This window comes from Tepidimonas sp., from assembly GCF_036824975.1.
Classification (GTDB): domain Bacteria; phylum Pseudomonadota; class Gammaproteobacteria; order Burkholderiales; family Burkholderiaceae_C; genus Tepidimonas.
Genome location: NZ_DAISZC010000051.1, coordinates 1 through 15582 on the forward strand (window position 1 = coordinate 1; position 15582 = coordinate 15582).

The following is a 15582-nucleotide window of genomic DNA, read 5'->3' on the forward strand; positions in this document are numbered from 1 at the left end:
CACGCCAGGAAACAGCACCGGGTGAAACAAATTGGCCACACTGCGCGCCACGCGCACGTCCGGATCGGTGATGCGATCGATTTCGCGCGCGGCAATGAATTGGCCCAGGCGCTCGTTGAGCTGGTTCATCACGAACCGGTTGAACCCGATGGAGTGATCCAGCAGCCAGTGAAACATCTCCACCGGCAGTCCCACCACCGCGCTGCGCCGCAGCGCCTGGATGTTGTAGCGGTAGACCTCGCGCTTGAGCGCCGTTCCCTCGCCAAACCAGCCGCCGGGGGCCACCCCGGTAAACGTCATGATGGGCCCCTGGCGGTCGTCGTTGCTCATTTTCAGCAATCCATCCAGCAACCCAAACCAGTACGTCACCGGCCGCCCAACCCGGCAAATATATTCCCCAGGCTCGGCCTCGCTGACCACCAGCGCGTCGGCCGCGCGCGGACGCACCTCGTCTTCCAAACGCGCCAGCCACGGGATGTCGGCCAGCTCGCTGGCCGTCAAGGGACGGGCCCGCTGGCGCAATCGGTTCACCGGGTTCATCGTGTCTCCTCGCTCACCCTGTTCCACCGCACCGATTCTTGGCACGCCACGGCAACCTGCAGCGGCAACCTAGGGAAAGTCCCAATCCGGGCAAACCCCAGATTGTCCACAGAAGGACAGAATAGCGTCAAATCTTCGCGTACAGTGGGTGCGACACGGCAGGCGCGCCACCCGCGCGCCCCACCGGCAGAGGAGCTGATATGCGGACGACGTTTCCCCGGCTGCTGATCCAGCACGCTACGGCGCGGCCCGACGCGCCCGCCATGCGCGAAAAGGAATACGGCATCTGGCAGACCACCACCTGGGCGCAGATGCTGCGGCGCGTGCACCACATTGCCGCCGGGCTGCACCAACTTGGCCTGCGGCGCGGCGAGCATCTGGTGGTGATTGGTGCCAACCGTCCCAGCCTCTACGCCACCATGCTGGCCACGCAGGCGCTGGGAGCAATCCCGGTGCCGCTGTATCAAGACGCAGTCGCCGCCGAGTGCATCTTCCCCATCAACAACGCCGAAGTGCGATTTGTGGTGGCCGAAGACCAAGAACAGGTGGACAAGATGCTCGAGATCCGGCCCCAATGCCCGCAGCTCGAGCACATCTTGTTCGACGACCCGCGCGGACTGCGCAATTACGACGCCCCGGGTCTGGCTGGCCTGAAGGAGATCGAGGCTGCCGGCGCCGTGTTCTGCCAGGAACACCCCGACTTCTTCCAGGAGCAGGTGGAGCAGGGGCAACCGGACGACGTCGCGGCGATGTTTTTCACCTCGGGCACCACCGGCAATCCGAAGGGGGTCGTGCACACCCACTTCACGCTGCTGGACCGAGCCAAGGTAGGCGCGGAGTTCGACCGGCTCACCGCGCACGAGGAGGTGCTGGCCTACCTGCCGCCGGCCTGGATCGGCCAAAACATTTTCAGCTATGCGCAGTGGCTGGTGTGCGGTTACGTGGTCAACTGCCCGGAGTCGCAGTCCACGGTGATGATCGACCTCAAGGAAATCGGCCCCACCTACTACTTCGCACCGCCGCGCATCTTCGAGGGGATGCTCACCAGCGTGATGATCCGCATGGAGGACGCGGGGGCGGTGAAACGCAAGATGTTTCACGCCTTCATGGAGGTGGCACGCCGCATCGGCCCGCGCCTGATGGACGGAAAGCCGGTATCGCTGGGTGAGCGACTGCTGTACGCCATCGGCGACGTACTCGTCTACGGGCCGCTGCGCAACATCCTGGGATTTTCGCGCGTGCGGGTGGCCTACACTGCCGGCGAAGCCATCGGCCCCGACCTTTTTACATTCTACCGCTCCATCGGCATCAACCTCAAGCAGCTCTACGGCTCCACCGAGACGGCGGTATTCGTGTGCCTGCAGCCCGACCATGAGGTGCGCGCCGATACCGTGGGCGTGCCCTGTCAGGGCGTCGAAATCCGGCTCTCCGATCAAGGCGAGATCTTGGTGCGCTCGCCAGGTCTGCTCAGGGAATACTACAAGAACCCGAAAGCGACTGCCGAGGTGCTGGATGCCGAGGGCTGGTACCACACCAGCGACGCGGGCTTCATCGACAGCCACGGGCACCTGAAGATCATCGACCGCGTCAAGGATGTCGGGCGCCTCAAGGGTGGGCCCAACGACGGCGCCATGTTCGCGCCCAAGTACGTGGAGAACAAGCTCAAGTTCTTCTCGTTCATCAAGGAGGCGGTTGCCTTTGGCGACGGCCGCGACAAGGTGTGCGCGATGATCAACATCGACTTCGAGGCGGTGGGCAACTGGGCCGAGCGGCGCGGTCTGCCCTACGCCGGCTACACCGATCTGGCCGGCAAGCCCGAGGTCTATGCACTGATCCAGGACTGCGTGGAAAAGGTCAACGCCGACCTCAGCCGCGACCAGATGCTGTCGGGCAGCCAGATCCATCGCTTCTTGATCCTGCACAAGGAGCTCGACGCCGACGACGGCGAACTCACCCGCACCAACAAGGTCCGGCGCGGCTTCATTGGCGAGAAGTATGCGGCGCTGGTCGATGCGCTGTATGGCGGCAAGACCGAACAGTTCATCGAAACCCAGGTCAAGTTCGAGGACGGCCGCACCGGCGTCATCAGCGCCACGCTGCGCATCGTCGATGCCAAGACGTTCGCCCCGATGCAGGCCGCCGCCTGACCCCCTGCCCGCAGCGTGAGGATGCTCCATGGCCCACAAAAAAATCGGTGACATCATCCTGGACGTGCGCAACATCAGCTTGCGCTTCGGGGGCGTCAAGGCACTGACCGACATCTCCTTCGACGTGCGCGAACACGAAATCCGCGCCATCATCGGACCCAACGGTGCTGGCAAAAGCTCGATGCTCAACTGCATCAACGGCGTCTACACGCCGCAGGAAGGCTCGATCACCTTCCGTGGCCAGACCTTCAAGCATATGAACAGCCGTCAGGTGGCCGAGATGGGCATCGCCCGCACCTTCCAAAACCTGGCCCTGTTCAAGGGCATGAGCGTGCTGGACAACATCATGACCGGGCGCAACCTGCGCATCAAAAGCAACCTGTTGCTGCAGGCGCTGCGCATCGGCCCGGCAGAGCGCGAGGAAATCGCGCACCGCGAATTCGTCGAGCGCATCATCGACTTCCTGGAAATCCAGGCCTACCGCAAGACCCCGGTGGGGCAGCTGCCCTACGGGCTGCAAAAGCGGGTCGACCTGGGCCGCGCGCTGGCGATGGAGCCGCAGATGCTGCTGCTGGACGAGCCGATGGCTGGCATGAACGTGGAGGAAAAGCAGGACATGTGCCGCTTCATCCTCGACGTCAATGACGAGTTCGGCACCACCATCGTGCTCATCGAGCACGACATGGGCGTGGTCATGGACATCAGCGACCGCGTGGTGGTGCTGGACTACGGCAAGAAGATTGGCGACGGCACACCGGATGAGGTGCGCAACAACGAAGACGTGATCCGCGCCTACCTGGGCACGAGCCACTAAAAAGGAAGCAACTCCGATGGCCTTTTTTCTTGAAACCGTATTGGGCGGCTTGATGGCCGGCATGCTGTACGCGCTGGTGGCGTTGGGCTTCGTGCTCATTTTCAAGGCCTCGGGCGTGTTCAACTTTGCCCAGGGGGCGATGGTTCTGTTTGCCGCCTTGGCCATGGCGCGCTTTGCCGAGTGGTATCCGCAGTGGTTCGGTTTCGAAAGCCGGCTGCTGGCCAACCTGCTGGCGTTCATCACCGCCGCGCTGATCATGTTTGCCGTTGCCTGGCTGATCGAGGCCCTGGTGCTGCGCCACCTGGTCAACCAGGAAGGCGCTACGCTGTTGATGGCCACGCTCGGCATCACCTACTTTCTCGACGGACTGGGACAGACGATCTTTGGCAGCGACATCTACCAGATCAACCTCGGCATGCCCAAGGATCCGGTCTTCATTCTCGAGCAGACCTTCGAGGGCGGCATCCTGATCAACAAGGAAGATCTGATCGCGGCCGGGATTGCCGCCACGCTGGTGGCGGCGCTGTCGCTGTTCTTTCAGAAGACCGGCACCGGCCGGGCTCTGCGCGCCGTGGCCGACGACCACCAGGCCGCGCAGTCGATCGGCATCCCGCTCAACCGCATCTGGGTCATCGTGTGGTGCGTGGCGGGCATCGTCGCGCTGGTGGCCGGGATGATCTGGGGCTCCAAGCTCGGCGTGCAGTTTTCGCTGTCCACGGTGGCGTTGCGCGCCTTGCCCGTCATCATCCTGGGCGGCTTGACCTCGGTGCCCGGCGCCATCGTCGGGGGCTTGATCATCGGCGTGGGTGAAAAGCTCTCCGAAGTCTATCTCGGACCGTATGTCGGCGGCGGCATCGAGATCTGGTTCGCCTACGTGCTGGCGCTGGTGTTTCTGCTGTTGCGGCCACAGGGTCTGTTTGGCGAAAAGATCATCGACCGCGTGTGAGCACCGCCCACCGCTGACCCTTCCTCACTGCGCCATTGACCGGAGACGACGACCGTGTTCTACCGCGAAAACGGACAGTTCAAAACCAGCTACCGGGAAGATCAACAAATCTTTCCCATCGCCCAGGATCGCTGGGCTATCCTGGCCCTGGTTGCCTTCGCCTTCGTGGGCGTTCCGCTGCTGGCCGACGAATACCTCTTTCGCGCCATCCTGATTCCGTTCCTGATTCTGTCGCTGGCGGCCATCGGCGTGAACCTGCTGGTGGGCTACTGCGGACAGATCTCGCTGGGCTCGGGGGCCTTCATGGCGGTGGGGGCGTACATGGCGTACAACGCGCTCACCCGCATCGAGGGCATGCCGCTGGTGGTGGCGCTGCTGATCGGGGGCCTGTGCGCCACGGTGGTGGGGGTGTTCTTCGGCATTCCCAGCCTGCGCGTCAAGGGCCTGTACCTGGCGGTGGCGACACTGGCCGCGCAGTTCTTCTGCGACTGGGCCTTTTTGCGCATCGGCTGGTTCACCAACTACACGCCCTCCGGCTCGGTGTCGGTGTCCAACCTCAGCGTGCTGGGCTGGCGCATCGACACCCCCGAGGAAAAGTACCTGTTTTGCCTGGTGTTCGTGGTGGTGTTCGCGCTGCTGGCCAAGAATCTGGTGCGCTCGGCCATCGGCCGCGAGTGGATGGCCATCCGCGACATGGACGTGGCCGCCGCCGTGATCGGCATCCGTCCGATGTACGCCAAGCTGTCGGCATTCGCCGTGAGCTCCTTCATCATTGGACTGGCGGGCGCCCTGTGGGGGTTCGTGCACCTGGGCTCGTGGGAGCCGGCCGCCTTCAGCGTGGACCGCTCGTTTCAGCTGCTGTTCATGGTGATCATCGGCGGGCTGGGGTCGATCATGGGCAGTTTCTTCGGCGCCGCCTTCATCGTCGTGCTGCCGATCTTTCTCAACCAGTTCCTGCCCTGGCTGGGTGGACTGTTCGGTATCGCGGTGTCCACCGCGGCCGTGTCACACGCCGAATACATGATCTTCGGCGCGTTGATCGTCTGGTTCCTCATCGTCGAGCCCCACGGTCTGGCCAAGCTGTGGAGCATCGGTAAGCAAAAGCTGCGCCTTTGGCCATTCCCGCACTGATCCCTTTCCCACCCGTGCTTCCAACCTGAAGGAGACAGACCATGAAGCTGCGTTCCACCGTTTTGGCTGCCGTCGCGGCAGCGGCCACACTGTCCGTTGCGCTGGTGGGCACCGCGGCCCACGCACAGGCCGCCAAAGAGCAGTTCTTCCCCGTGCTGGTGTACCGCACCGGCGCCTACGCGCCCAACGGGGTGCCCTGGGCCAACGGGTTCATCGACTACCTCAAGCTCACCAACGCGCGCGGCGGCATCAACGGCGTGCGCATCATCTGGGAGGAGTGCGAAACCGGCTACGCCACCGACCGCGGTGTCGAATGCTACGAGCGTCTTAAGGGCAAGAACGGTGGTGCCACGATGTTCCAGCCGCTGTCGACCGGCATCACCTTCGCGCTGACCGAAAAAGCGCCGGTGGACAAGATCCCGCTGATTACCGCGGGTTACGGCCGCAGCGAATCGCAGGATGGCGGCGTGTTCAAGTGGAACTTCCCGCTCGCGGGCACGTATTGGGTGGCCGCCGACGTATTAATCCAGCACATCGCCAAGAAGGAAGGTGGCCTCGACAAGCTCAAGGGCAAGCGCATCGCACTGGTCTATCACGACAGCCCGTTTGGCAAGGAGCCGATCCCGCTGCTGCAGGAGCGCGCTGCCATGCACGGCTTCCAGCTCAGCCTGTTGCCGGTGGCGCACCCCGGGGTGGAGCAAAAGGCCACTTGGTTGCAAATCCGTCAGCAGCGTCCCGACTACATCCTGCTGTGGGGTTGGGGCGTGATGAACTCGACCGCGCTGAAGGAGGCGCAGGCGGTGGGCTACCCGCGCGAGAAGATGTACGGCGTGTGGTGGGCGGGCGCCGAGCCCGATGTCAAGGACGTCGGCGAAGGCGCCAAGGGCTACAACGCCATCACCATGCAGCATGGCGCCGAACCCAACGCGCCGTTCATCCAAGAAATCCTGGAGAAGGTGCACGGCAAGGGTCAGGGCACCGGCCCGAAGGACGAGGTCGGCTCGGTGTTGTATGTGCGCGGAGCGATGAGCGCCATGCTTGCTGTGGAGGGCGTGCGCGCGGCGCAGGAGCGCTTCGGCAAGGGTAAGGTCATGACCGGCGAGCAGGTGCGCTGGGGCTTGGAAAACCTGAACCTGACGCAGGCCAAGCTGGATGCGCTGGGCTTTAAGGGCGTGCTGCGACCGATTTCGACCAGTTGCTTCGACCACATGGGCGCGGCCTGGGCCCGCATCCACACCTGGAACGGCAGCCGGTGGGAGTTCACCAGCGACTGGTATCAGGCCGACGAGCAGATCATCAAACCGATGGTGCGTGCCGCTGCCGACAAATACGCCGCCGAGAAGAAGATCCAGCGCCGCACGCCGCAGGACTGCCAGTCCTGATGGCCGCAACGGGCCGACCAGTACTGCGCCGGTCGGCCCCGGGCAGGCTGGCGGTCGCCACGCCCCAGCCCGCCCCTACCCGACAGCGCCGCGCACCGGCGCTGTCGGGTGGTGCACCGCACCCCGCCACGTTACCGAGGTCACGCCATGACGACACCCGCCCCCGTCCTCACCGTCAACGGCATCGAGGTCATTTACAACCACGTCATCCTCGTGCTCAAGGGCGTCTCGCTGCAGCTCGCCGAAGGCCAGATCGCGGCCATCCTGGGCGGCAACGGTGCCGGCAAGACGACCACGCTGCGCGCCATCTCCAACCTGCTCAAGGGCGAGCGCGGCGAAGTCACCAAAGGCACGATCGAGCTGCGCGGTGAGCGCATCGAAAACCTCACACCGGCCGACTTGGTCAAGCGCGGCGTGGTGCAAGTGATGGAGGGCCGCCACTGCTTCGCGCACCTGACGATCGAGGAAAACCTGCTCACCGGCGCCTACACGCGCAAGGACAAAGGCGAGATCGCCGCCAATCTGGAGAAGGTCTACACCTACTTCCCACGCCTGAAGACGCGTCGCACCAGCCAGGCCGCCTATACCTCGGGCGGCGAGCAACAGATGTGCGCCATCGGCCGCGCGCTCATGGCCAACCCGAGCGTGGTGCTGCTCGACGAACCGTCGATGGGCCTGGCGCCGCAAATCGTCGAGGAGGTGTTCGAGATCGTCAAGGACCTCAATCAGAAGGAAAAAGTCAGCTTCCTGATCGCCGAGCAGAACACCAACATGGCGCTGCGCTACGCCAATTACGGCTACATCATGGAGTCCGGGCGCATCGTCATGGACGGCAAGGCCGAGGACCTGCGCAACAACGAAGATGTCAAGGAGTTCTACCTGGGCATGGGCGGCGGCGAGCGTAAAAGCTTTCGCGATGTCAAGAGCTACAAGCGTCGCAAACGCTGGCTGGCTTGACCTCAGCGCCCTCCGGCACCGCACGCCGCAGGCGCATCCTCCGCCCGCCCCCATCGCCGCCCTCGTTGCCCCGCATCATGTCCGCATTCGACGCCACCCTCGAAACCCGCCCAGCTGCTCAACGTGAAGCTGCACTGATGGCGGCGCTGCCCTCGTTCATTCAGCAGGCCCGGCAACGCTCTTCGGCCTGGAACACCTGGCTGCGCGACGTCGATCCGGCACGTATCACGTCGCGCGCCGCCCTGGCCACCCTGCCGGTGCTGCGCAAACACGCGCTGCTGCACCACCAGCAGGCGTCTCGGCAAGCCGGGGGCGATCCGTTCGGCGCACTGGCCACCATCGGCTGGCGCGGCTTGCTGCACGGCCGCGGAGCTCGTCGCGTTTTCCAATCCCCGGGGCCGATTTACGAACCCGAAGGCAGCCGTGAGGACTACTGGCGCACGGCGCGCGCGCTGGCTGCCGCCGGCTTCGTGGCGGGCGACCTGGTGCACAACGCGTTCAGCTACCACCTCACCCCCGGCGCGTGGATGATGGAGGCGGGTGCTCATGCGCTCGGCTGCACGGTCTTTCCGGGCGGCGTTGGCAACACGGAACTGCAGCTCGCTGCCATCAGCGACCTGGGCCCCGTGGGCTACGTCGGCACGCCCAGCTTTTTGCGCATCCTGGTCGAGAAGGCCGAAGCCGCTGGCCTGACGCTGCCGCTGCGCAAGGCACTGGTGTCCGGCGAAGCGTTTCCCCCGAGTCTGCGCGACTGGCTGGCCGAACGGGGCATCATCGGCTATCAGGCCTACGCCACCGCCGACGCCGGCCTGATCGCTTATGAAACACCGGCCCGCGAAGGCCTGGTGGTGGATGAACACGTCATCCTCGAAATCGTGCGCCCGGGCACCGGCGATCCGGTGCCCGAGGGTGAGGTGGGCGAGGTGGTGGTGACGGTGCTCAACCCCGACTACCCACTGATCCGCTTCGGCACCGGGGACCTGTCGGCCGTACTGCCCGGCCCGTGCCCCACCGGCCGCACCAATACCCGCATCCGGGGCTGGCTGGGACGTGCCGACCAGACCACCAAGGTACGCGGCATGTTCGTGCACCCAGAGCAGGTGGCGCAGGTGTTGCGTCGCCATCCCGAAGCGCTGCGCGCGCGCCTCATCGTCAGCGGCCGCATGGCCGACGACCAGCTCACCCTGCGGGTGGAAACCGAGGCCCCATCGCAGGCCCTGCAGCAGGCCCTGCAGAGCACGCTGCGAGAGATCACCAAACTGCGCGGGGACATCGCGTTCGTCGAACCCGGCGCACTGCCCAACGACGGCAAGGTGATCGAGGACAGCCGCAGCTACGAGTAAGACCACGGACCAGCCGCGAGTGCTGGGGCGATGCGGCGCTGGACGATGACACTCAGAGTTGATCCGGTAGCCTGCGGCGCGGCGCTCCGTTAGCATCGCGGCTTACGCGTTGAACGTCTACAGGAGACCGACCCATGAAATTGCACCTTGTCACTGCCCTGGCGATCTCGACCCTGAGTCTGACCGCTGCCGCGCAGGACTTTCCCAACAAGCCGATCACCTTCGTGGTGCCGTTTGCGGCCGGCGGGCCGACCGACACCGTCGCCCGGCAGCTGGCCGAGTCGATGCGCAAACATCTGAACAATGCCACGATCGTCATCGACAACGCCGCTGGCGCTGGCGGCACCATTGGCGCCAACAAGGTGGCCCGGGCCACCCCCGATGGTCACACGCTGTTGGTGTGGCATATCGGCATGGCGGCCACGCCCGCGCTGTACCGCAAGCTCCCCTACAAACCGCTGGACGACTTCGAATATCTGGGCATCATCAACGACGTGCCGATGACGCTGGTGGGCAAGCCTCAGCTGCCCGCCAACACCTACCGCGACTTCGAGAACTATATCCGCGCCAACCAGGGCAAGCTCAACCTGGGCCACGCCGGTCTGGGCTCGGCGTCGCACATCTGCGGGCTGATGTGGCAATACGCGGTCAAGCTCGACAAGTCGCTGACCACGGTGGCCTACCGGGGCACGGCGCCTGCCATGAACGACCTGATTGCCGGCACCATCGACGTGATGTGCGATCAGACCACGAACACGACACAGCAAATCGAAGCCGGGCGCATCAAGGCGTTTGCGGTGACCACCGCCAAGCCGCTGTCCGATCACCCCCTGCTGAAATACTATCCGTCGCTGCAGGAGATGGGGCTCAAGGACTTCGACCTGACCATCTGGCATGGTCTGTACGCGCCGAAAGGCACGCCAGCGCCGGTGGTGAAAAAGCTCAATGATGCCCTGCGCGCGGCGCTGCAAGACCCTGAGTTCATCCAGAAACAGCGGGCGCTGGGTGCCATCGTCCCTTCGCCGCGTGACCGACGCATCACACCGGAAGGGCACAAGGCGTTTGTCACCAGCGAGATCGCCAAACTGAAGGCGGTCGTCGATGCCGCCGGGCAGTACGCCGACTGACGTCGCCTGCTTACGCCACGGGCTGCGGCGTGAGCGCCGCAATGGCCGTACAGGGTACGGCCATCGATGGCTGCGCAAAGTCGGGCTGTCGCGCCCGTCAGACGCCCCAGACGACTTCGCACTGCTCACGCTGGCAGTGCTGCAGCATCTCGATGAACGGCGCCACCCGAGTGCGCAGCGGTACCCGCTCCTCGGGTGGCTCGGCCAATTCTTCGCCCCGGGCTTGCGCCTCCTGGCGCTCGCGCCGGGCTTGCGCCTCTTCTTGTTCCACGGCAGCGCGCAGGGCCTCGATCGCTGCCGGAATTTGCTGCGGCAAAATGATCCCCGGTCCATTCGGATCTTTGCCCAGAATTTCGAGCACACGCCGCCCGGTTGAGGCCAGCATCACCACATCACCCGCAGCTTTCGATTTGAATCGGTACAGCATCGGTTGGCTCCTTGCGCTCAGATTGGACCGGTCTGCTTCGGCTACGGCCCTCATCATGCCACACTGGGTCGCGCTGACTCCCAAGAGTCGGCGATCACGGCCCGGTTTGCAATTGCTTGAGGGTGCGCAGCAGCCGCTGCTCCGGCTCCCCCAGTGCATCGGCGCGCACGGCGGGCCCATCCAGATAGATCAGACCAACCGCACCGTCACCCCGGTTCTGTGGCATCACGACAAACGACACGGCGCTGGGCAGGAAAGGGCGATACCAAGCGGGCAACCGCTCCGGAATGCGTGGCGCCGTGGGCTGCTCGATCCAGCTGTCCCACCGCAGCCCCAGCAGGAGAGTGAAAACATCACCGTCGGCATCGGGTGCGTTCGGCGGTCGCACGGCAAAGACACGCTGCAGCGCTTCTGTGTCACTACCCATGACCCAGCAGCCGCGCAGCCACCCGTCCGCCGCACGGGTACACAGCAACGCACGCTGCGCTCCCAAGGTTCGGTACAGCACTTCGATCGCTAGGGCCTGCAGGGCGGTGCGCGGTGCCCCCTCGGCCAGCGCAGCGCTAAACTCCTCCAGCCTCGCAGCCAAAGCAGCCCCCACCTCGTGGGGTGAAGGCGCGGCAACCGCTGCCTCGGCACGCGCCCCACTGGCCCCGGCCGACTGGTTCTCCGCATCGGCGCGTGCGTCCGCCGACGCCGGCGCGGCGCTAGGCAAGGGCAGAGGCTTCAGAGGATTGGCAGCCTCCGCAGACAAAAAGCGCCGCCAGCGCAGCGCACCCTCCTGCGCCCCCTCCAGAGCGAACGCCTGGCTGACGGCGAGAAAGCTCTCGCGCGCCGCCATGGCCACATCCGCCAACTGCTCTGGCGATTGCCTCTGCATACCCTGGTAGCGCCGCGCCATTGATCGAAACATCGCAGCGTCCCCCCGCTCCTCCGTCCGTAGCCACGCGCGCGCGAGGTCATTGCCGGCGCCCCCCAGCCACCGCGCCTGCTCCACGGGATCGTGGGGCAGGTGGTGGGGCGGCGGCCCTCCGGGGCGCTCCATGACGCGGCGCAAATCGGCGGGAAACCCCACCACCGCGCGACGCGGTCAGCCAATTCGTCGTAGCTGACTCCCAGGTGTCGCCGCACTGCGCGTGCATCCTGTGCCGGGTCGCCCTGCGCCTCCATGTGGATCGCCTCGGCCACATCAGGCAGTAAGCTGTCGAGCAGCATCGGCCCCAGTCCTTGGAACAGGGCAGCGAGAAACACCGTTTCCCGCTCCCGCGGCGCGCCGTCGTGGCATTGGATTGCCAGCTCCCCGCAGCCAGCAGTGCTTCCGCAATACGGTCCAGCAGTCGTTGCGCGTGTGCGCGGTGTCGCCACCCATCCAGCAACACCACGCTGAGCGCGATACCGCGTACCGCCTGCACCCCCAAGAGGCTGACCGCCCGCGACACGGTAGCACACCTGGCCACAGTGTGCGCTGCAGTGCGCCGTGTTGACGATGCGCAGCAGCCGCTGGGTCAGTCCGGGGTCGCGCAACACCGCCTCGACCAGCGTGTGCAGGTTGCCATTCTCGTCTTCGGCCAGGGCCACCACTCGCGCAATCTGCCCAGACAAGGCCGGAAAATCCGGGTCTCGGTCGAGCCGCTCGGCAAGCGTGCCTAGAACGGCGTCGTGATTCGGGCCCTGCGTCGACCCGTTTGCCTGCTGGGCTTCCATGCCTGTGAGGCGCCCGGCTGCCGTCAGCCGGGCTTGAGTACCGTGTCGACCAGGCGCCCGCCGATTTGCGCGACCGCCAGACTGGCCGGACAACCGGGAGCCTGCAACAGCAGCAGCTGGCGCCGCATCACGGCCTCCCGCACCGCTTTGTCGACCGGGATATCCCCCATGTGCACCAGCCGCACCGGCGCCGTGCCCGCGCTGCCGCCCAAAAACCGGTTCAGCACCGTTTGCAGCTGCGTCGTAATCGCACGCCCGTCCCCCGGGCGCGCAGCTTGGTTGACGACCAACCGCACCAACTGGCGACGCTGCTGGGTGGCCAGTACCTTGATGGTGGCGTAGGCATCGGTCAACGATGTGGGCTCAGGGGTGGCCACCAGCAGCACCTCGCTGGCCAACGACAGCGTAAACAGCACCACATCCGAGATGCCCGCGCCGGTGTCCAGCAACACGACGTCGTACCGCGGCACCACCGTGTCCATCAGGCGCAAAAATTCCTCCCGCACCTCGGGTGTCAGGCGCGAGTACTCCACCATGCCCGACCCCGCCAGCAGCACCTGAAACCCTCCGGGCGCCTGCACGATCGCTTCGTCCAGCGTGCAGCGCCCGCTGAAGACGTCATGCAGGGTCAGCTTCGGATACAGGTTGAGCACCACATCCAGATTGGCCAGCCCCAGGTCTGCGTCGAGCACCAGCACGCGCAACCCGCGCCGGGTCAGCGCGGCCGCCAGATTGGCCGACAAAAACGTCTTGCCAACCCCCCCCTTGCCACTGGTGATCGCGATCACCTTGCCGCGGCTGGGGCGCAGCAACACCCCGCCGGCCGGTTCGGCTGCAACGTCTGGGGCAGAGGCAACGGTCTCGTTCATGGTCAGTGGCATGCGCGTGGCCCCGTCAGAGCGCCTCCGCAGCGTCGATGATAAGATCGTCAGGCGGCGCCCATCCGAAAAGAAGCTGCTTTTCCTCGGCGCTGACGTCGCTCATGACCACTGGCTCGATGCAGACCCGGTTACGCCCCTGCCGCTTGGCCAGATACAGCTGCCGGTCGGCACGCTCCAGCCAGTGCTCGATGCTGGAGCGCACCCAGGGGGGCGAATAGGCTCCGCCGACACTGACCGTCACCGGCAGCGCGGTCTTGCCATCGGGCAACTCGACCCTCGTCGCCTGCACCGCCTCGCGCAAGCGCTCCGCCAGGACCGCCCCAGCCCCCACCGAACACTGCGGCAGCAGCACGCCGAACTCCTCGCCTCCCAGCCGGGCCACCGTGTCCATGGGGCGCACATGATCGCGCAGGGCGGCGCCGACCGCGCGGATCACGGCGTCGCCGGCGAGGTGGCCGTGCACATCATTGACCCCCTTAAAGTGATCGATGTCGAACATCAGCAACAGACTGGACTCACCAGAACGGGTAGATCGATCGAGCTCCTGCGCCACCCGCGCCAGGAAGGCACGGCGGTTTGGCAACCCGGTCAGGGCATCGCGCTCGCTGAGTTCGCACAGGGCGTCGATGATCGCCTGCACCTCGGCGGGGTCATCCGCGGGCGGCAGCGAGACGCCGGCACGCGCCAGCAGCGCCCGCGCATGATCCAACCGTAGAAAAGGCGTCACCATGGCCCAAACATCCCGCGGCAGCGCAGCCGTCCGTCGCGACGCCGCCCCTACCAGTATATGCGGGTTTGCGGTCGGCCTTGCAGCCAGCCCCCGCGGCGCGCAGGCCCGCGCGCCCCAACATCTGCATCCACCGCCCCAGACGCGCCCCTGCGCCTGCAGTGTCATCGGCGACAGCTGACATGCGCGGGCGAGTGGTCTCCGATCGTACGCGCCCAGCGCGATGATCCTGTCTCCGCCCATGCCTACGCTGCGACATCCCGCGGCCAGCGCAGCGCGCGCGGCGCGCAGCCCCGGGTCGCCCCGGCAATGGCTGCAATATGGTCGGGGGTCGTGCCGCAACAACCGCCAACGATATTGACCAGTCCCTCGCGCGCGAAGGCATGCAGCAGCCGCGCCGTGTCCTCGGGCCCTTCATCGAAGCCGGTATCGCTCATCGGATTGGGCAACCCCGCATTCGGATAGCAGCTGATATACGTATCGGTGGCGGCACGCGCCAACTCCTGCAGATAGGGCTTCATCAGCGCCGCCCCCAGCGCGCAGTTGAGCCCCACCGCCAGCGGCCGCACGTGCCGCACGCTGGCCCAAAACGCGGTGACGGTCTGCCCGCTCAGCAAACGCCCCGACGCGTCGGTGACCGTCCCCGACACGATGACCGGCAAACGCTCGCCACTGGCGTCGAACGCCCGCTCGATGGCGAACAGCGCCGCCTTGGCATTGAGCGTGTCGAACACGGTCTCCACCAGCAGCACATCCACCCCACCCTCGATGAGGGCCAGCGCCTGTTCGTGATACGCGTGCTCCAGCTCGTCGAACGTCACGTTGCGCGCGCCGGGGTCGTTGACGTCGGGACTGATGCTCGCGGTGCGCGGCGTCGGCCCCAGCGCACCGGCGACGAAGCGAGGGTTTTCGGTCGTGCCGTAGCGGTCGCAAGCGGCCCGCGCCAGGCGCGACGACTCGACATTCATCTCCCATACCCACCGCTGAAGTCCGTAATCGACCTGCGCAATGCAGTTAGCGCCAAACGTATTGGTCTCAATGATGTCCGCCCCCGCCGCCAAATACGCCGCATGGATATCGGCGATCACGTCCGGCCGCGTCAGACTCAGCAACTCGTTGTTGCCTTTGAGGTCGCCTTCGTGGTCCGAGAACCGCGCGTCCGGTTCAGCCCGCCCGTTCAGCCCGACACCGCGGTACTGGGCCTCATTCAGCCGCAAACGCTGGATCATGGTGCCCATTGCACCGTCAATGATCACGATGCGACGAGCGAGCAGGTCGACGAGGGCCTGCCCCCGGGTGTAGCGTACTTGTCGATCCATGGGAGGCGATTGTGCCAAGGCGTAGGCGACGCCGAAAAAAGCAAAACCCCGAGAGCGCAAGTCTCCCGGGGTTTCCAGGTGTTAACCGCCTGACGATGACCTACTTTCGCACGGGTCTCCGCACTATCATCGGCGCG

Annotated in this window: 14 protein-coding genes and 1 pseudogene; 8 read left to right on the forward strand and 7 right to left on the reverse strand. The window is 65.6% G+C overall.

Features of this window, described 5'->3' with window-relative positions; all coding sequences use genetic code 11:
• Positions 1-540: Crp/Fnr family transcriptional regulator (locus V7Z54_RS07015; protein ID WP_334135410.1), on the reverse strand; the 540-nt coding region annotated here is incomplete at its 3' end.
• A gap of 200 nt (positions 541-740) precedes the next feature.
• On the opposite strand from V7Z54_RS07015, the gene V7Z54_RS07020 reads away from it, so the two are divergent.
• The 8 genes from V7Z54_RS07020 to V7Z54_RS07055 all read left to right on the forward strand — a co-directional run bounded on the left by V7Z54_RS07020 (position 741) and on the right by V7Z54_RS07055 (position 10387).
• Positions 741-2687, forward strand: coding sequence for an AMP-dependent synthetase/ligase (locus tag V7Z54_RS07020; protein WP_334135411.1), 1947 nt, complete (start codon positions 741-743; stop codon positions 2685-2687).
• A 28-nt stretch (positions 2688-2715) separates the two neighbouring features.
• Complete coding sequence (locus V7Z54_RS07025; RefSeq protein ID WP_334135412.1) at positions 2716-3501, forward strand: ABC transporter ATP-binding protein; 786 nt, start codon at positions 2716-2718, stop codon at positions 3499-3501.
• A 16-nt stretch (positions 3502-3517) separates the two neighbouring features.
• Positions 3518-4447 (forward strand): branched-chain amino acid ABC transporter permease, encoded by a 930-nt coding sequence (locus V7Z54_RS07030; protein WP_334135413.1) that lies wholly within the window; start codon positions 3518-3520, stop codon positions 4445-4447.
• Positions 4448-4501: 54 nt separating this feature from the next.
• Complete coding sequence (locus tag V7Z54_RS07035) at positions 4502-5578, forward strand: branched-chain amino acid ABC transporter permease (RefSeq protein ID WP_334135414.1); 1077 nt, start codon at positions 4502-4504, stop codon at positions 5576-5578.
• 41 nt (positions 5579-5619) lie between these two features.
• Positions 5620-6960, forward strand: a complete 1341-nt coding sequence (locus V7Z54_RS07040; RefSeq protein WP_334135415.1) for an ABC transporter substrate-binding protein — start codon at positions 5620-5622, stop codon at positions 6958-6960.
• 147 nt (positions 6961-7107) lie between these two features.
• Positions 7108-7917: an ABC transporter ATP-binding protein gene (locus tag V7Z54_RS07045; RefSeq protein WP_334135417.1), complete on the forward strand. Its 810-nt coding sequence runs from the start codon at positions 7108-7110 to the stop codon at positions 7915-7917.
• Positions 7918-7994: 77 nt separating this feature from the next.
• Positions 7995-9260, forward strand: coding sequence for a phenylacetate--CoA ligase family protein (locus V7Z54_RS07050; RefSeq protein ID WP_334135418.1), 1266 nt, complete (start codon positions 7995-7997; stop codon positions 9258-9260).
• 134 nt (positions 9261-9394) lie between these two features.
• On the forward strand, positions 9395-10387 hold the full coding sequence (locus tag V7Z54_RS07055) for a tripartite tricarboxylate transporter substrate-binding protein (RefSeq protein ID WP_334135420.1): 993 nt from the start codon (positions 9395-9397) through the stop codon (positions 10385-10387).
• Between the two features lie 97 nt (positions 10388-10484).
• On the opposite strand, the gene V7Z54_RS07060 is transcribed toward V7Z54_RS07055, so the two are convergent.
• From V7Z54_RS07060 to V7Z54_RS07080, 6 genes and pseudogenes are all read right to left on the reverse strand, one after another.
• Positions 10485-10814 (reverse strand): DUF1840 domain-containing protein, encoded by a 330-nt coding sequence (locus tag V7Z54_RS07060; RefSeq protein ID WP_334135421.1) that lies wholly within the window; start codon positions 10812-10814, stop codon positions 10485-10487.
• Positions 10815-10908: 94 nt separating this feature from the next.
• Positions 10909-11727, reverse strand: coding sequence for a hypothetical protein (locus V7Z54_RS07065; protein WP_334135422.1), 819 nt, complete (start codon positions 11725-11727; stop codon positions 10909-10911).
• Between the two features lie 155 nt (positions 11728-11882).
• Positions 11883-12518 (reverse strand): annotated as a pseudogene (locus tag V7Z54_RS09970) (HDOD domain-containing protein); the annotation flags it as partial.
• A gap of 23 nt (positions 12519-12541) precedes the next feature.
• On the reverse strand, positions 12542-13387 hold the full coding sequence (locus V7Z54_RS07070) for a MinD/ParA family protein (RefSeq protein WP_334135423.1): 846 nt from the start codon (positions 13385-13387) through the stop codon (positions 12542-12544).
• A 25-nt stretch (positions 13388-13412) separates the two neighbouring features.
• Positions 13413-14129 (reverse strand): GGDEF domain-containing protein, encoded by a 717-nt coding sequence (locus V7Z54_RS07075; RefSeq protein WP_334135424.1) that lies wholly within the window; start codon positions 14127-14129, stop codon positions 13413-13415.
• A gap of 242 nt (positions 14130-14371) precedes the next feature.
• Entirely contained in the window at positions 14372-15445 is a 1074-nt protein-coding gene (locus tag V7Z54_RS07080; RefSeq protein ID WP_334135426.1) for a homocysteine S-methyltransferase family protein, read from the reverse strand.
• Between the last annotated feature and the right edge of the window lie 137 nt (positions 15446-15582).

Bases quoted from the DNA above. Each gene is read 5' to 3' on its own strand.
- V7Z54_RS07060 (WP_334135421.1), bottom strand. From the start codon at position 10,814: ATGCTGTACCGATTCAAATCGAAAGCTGCGGGTGATGTGGTGATGCTG.
- V7Z54_RS07045 (WP_334135417.1), top strand. From the start codon at position 7,108: ATGACGACACCCGCCCCCGTCCTCACCGTCAACGGCATCGAGGTCATT.
- V7Z54_RS07055 (WP_334135420.1), top strand. From the start codon at position 9,395: ATGAAATTGCACCTTGTCACTGCCCTGGCGATCTCGACCCTGAGTCTG.
- V7Z54_RS07030 (WP_334135413.1), top strand. From the start codon at position 3,518: ATGGCCTTTTTTCTTGAAACCGTATTGGGCGGCTTGATGGCCGGCATG.
- V7Z54_RS07075 (WP_334135424.1), bottom strand. From the start codon at position 14,129: ATGGTGACGCCTTTTCTACGGTTGGATCATGCGCGGGCGCTGCTGGCG.
- V7Z54_RS07040 (WP_334135415.1), top strand. From the start codon at position 5,620: ATGAAGCTGCGTTCCACCGTTTTGGCTGCCGTCGCGGCAGCGGCCACA.
- V7Z54_RS07065 (WP_334135422.1), bottom strand. From the start codon at position 11,727: ATGTTTCGATCAATGGCGCGGCGCTACCAGGGTATGCAGAGGCAATCG.
- V7Z54_RS07050 (WP_334135418.1), top strand. From the start codon at position 7,995: ATGTCCGCATTCGACGCCACCCTCGAAACCCGCCCAGCTGCTCAACGT.
- V7Z54_RS07070 (WP_334135423.1), bottom strand. From the start codon at position 13,387: ATGAACGAGACCGTTGCCTCTGCCCCAGACGTTGCAGCCGAACCGGCC.
- V7Z54_RS07020 (WP_334135411.1), top strand. From the start codon at position 741: ATGCGGACGACGTTTCCCCGGCTGCTGATCCAGCACGCTACGGCGCGG.
- V7Z54_RS07025 (WP_334135412.1), top strand. From the start codon at position 2,716: ATGGCCCACAAAAAAATCGGTGACATCATCCTGGACGTGCGCAACATC.
- V7Z54_RS07080 (WP_334135426.1), bottom strand. From the start codon at position 15,445: ATGGATCGACAAGTACGCTACACCCGGGGGCAGGCCCTCGTCGACCTG.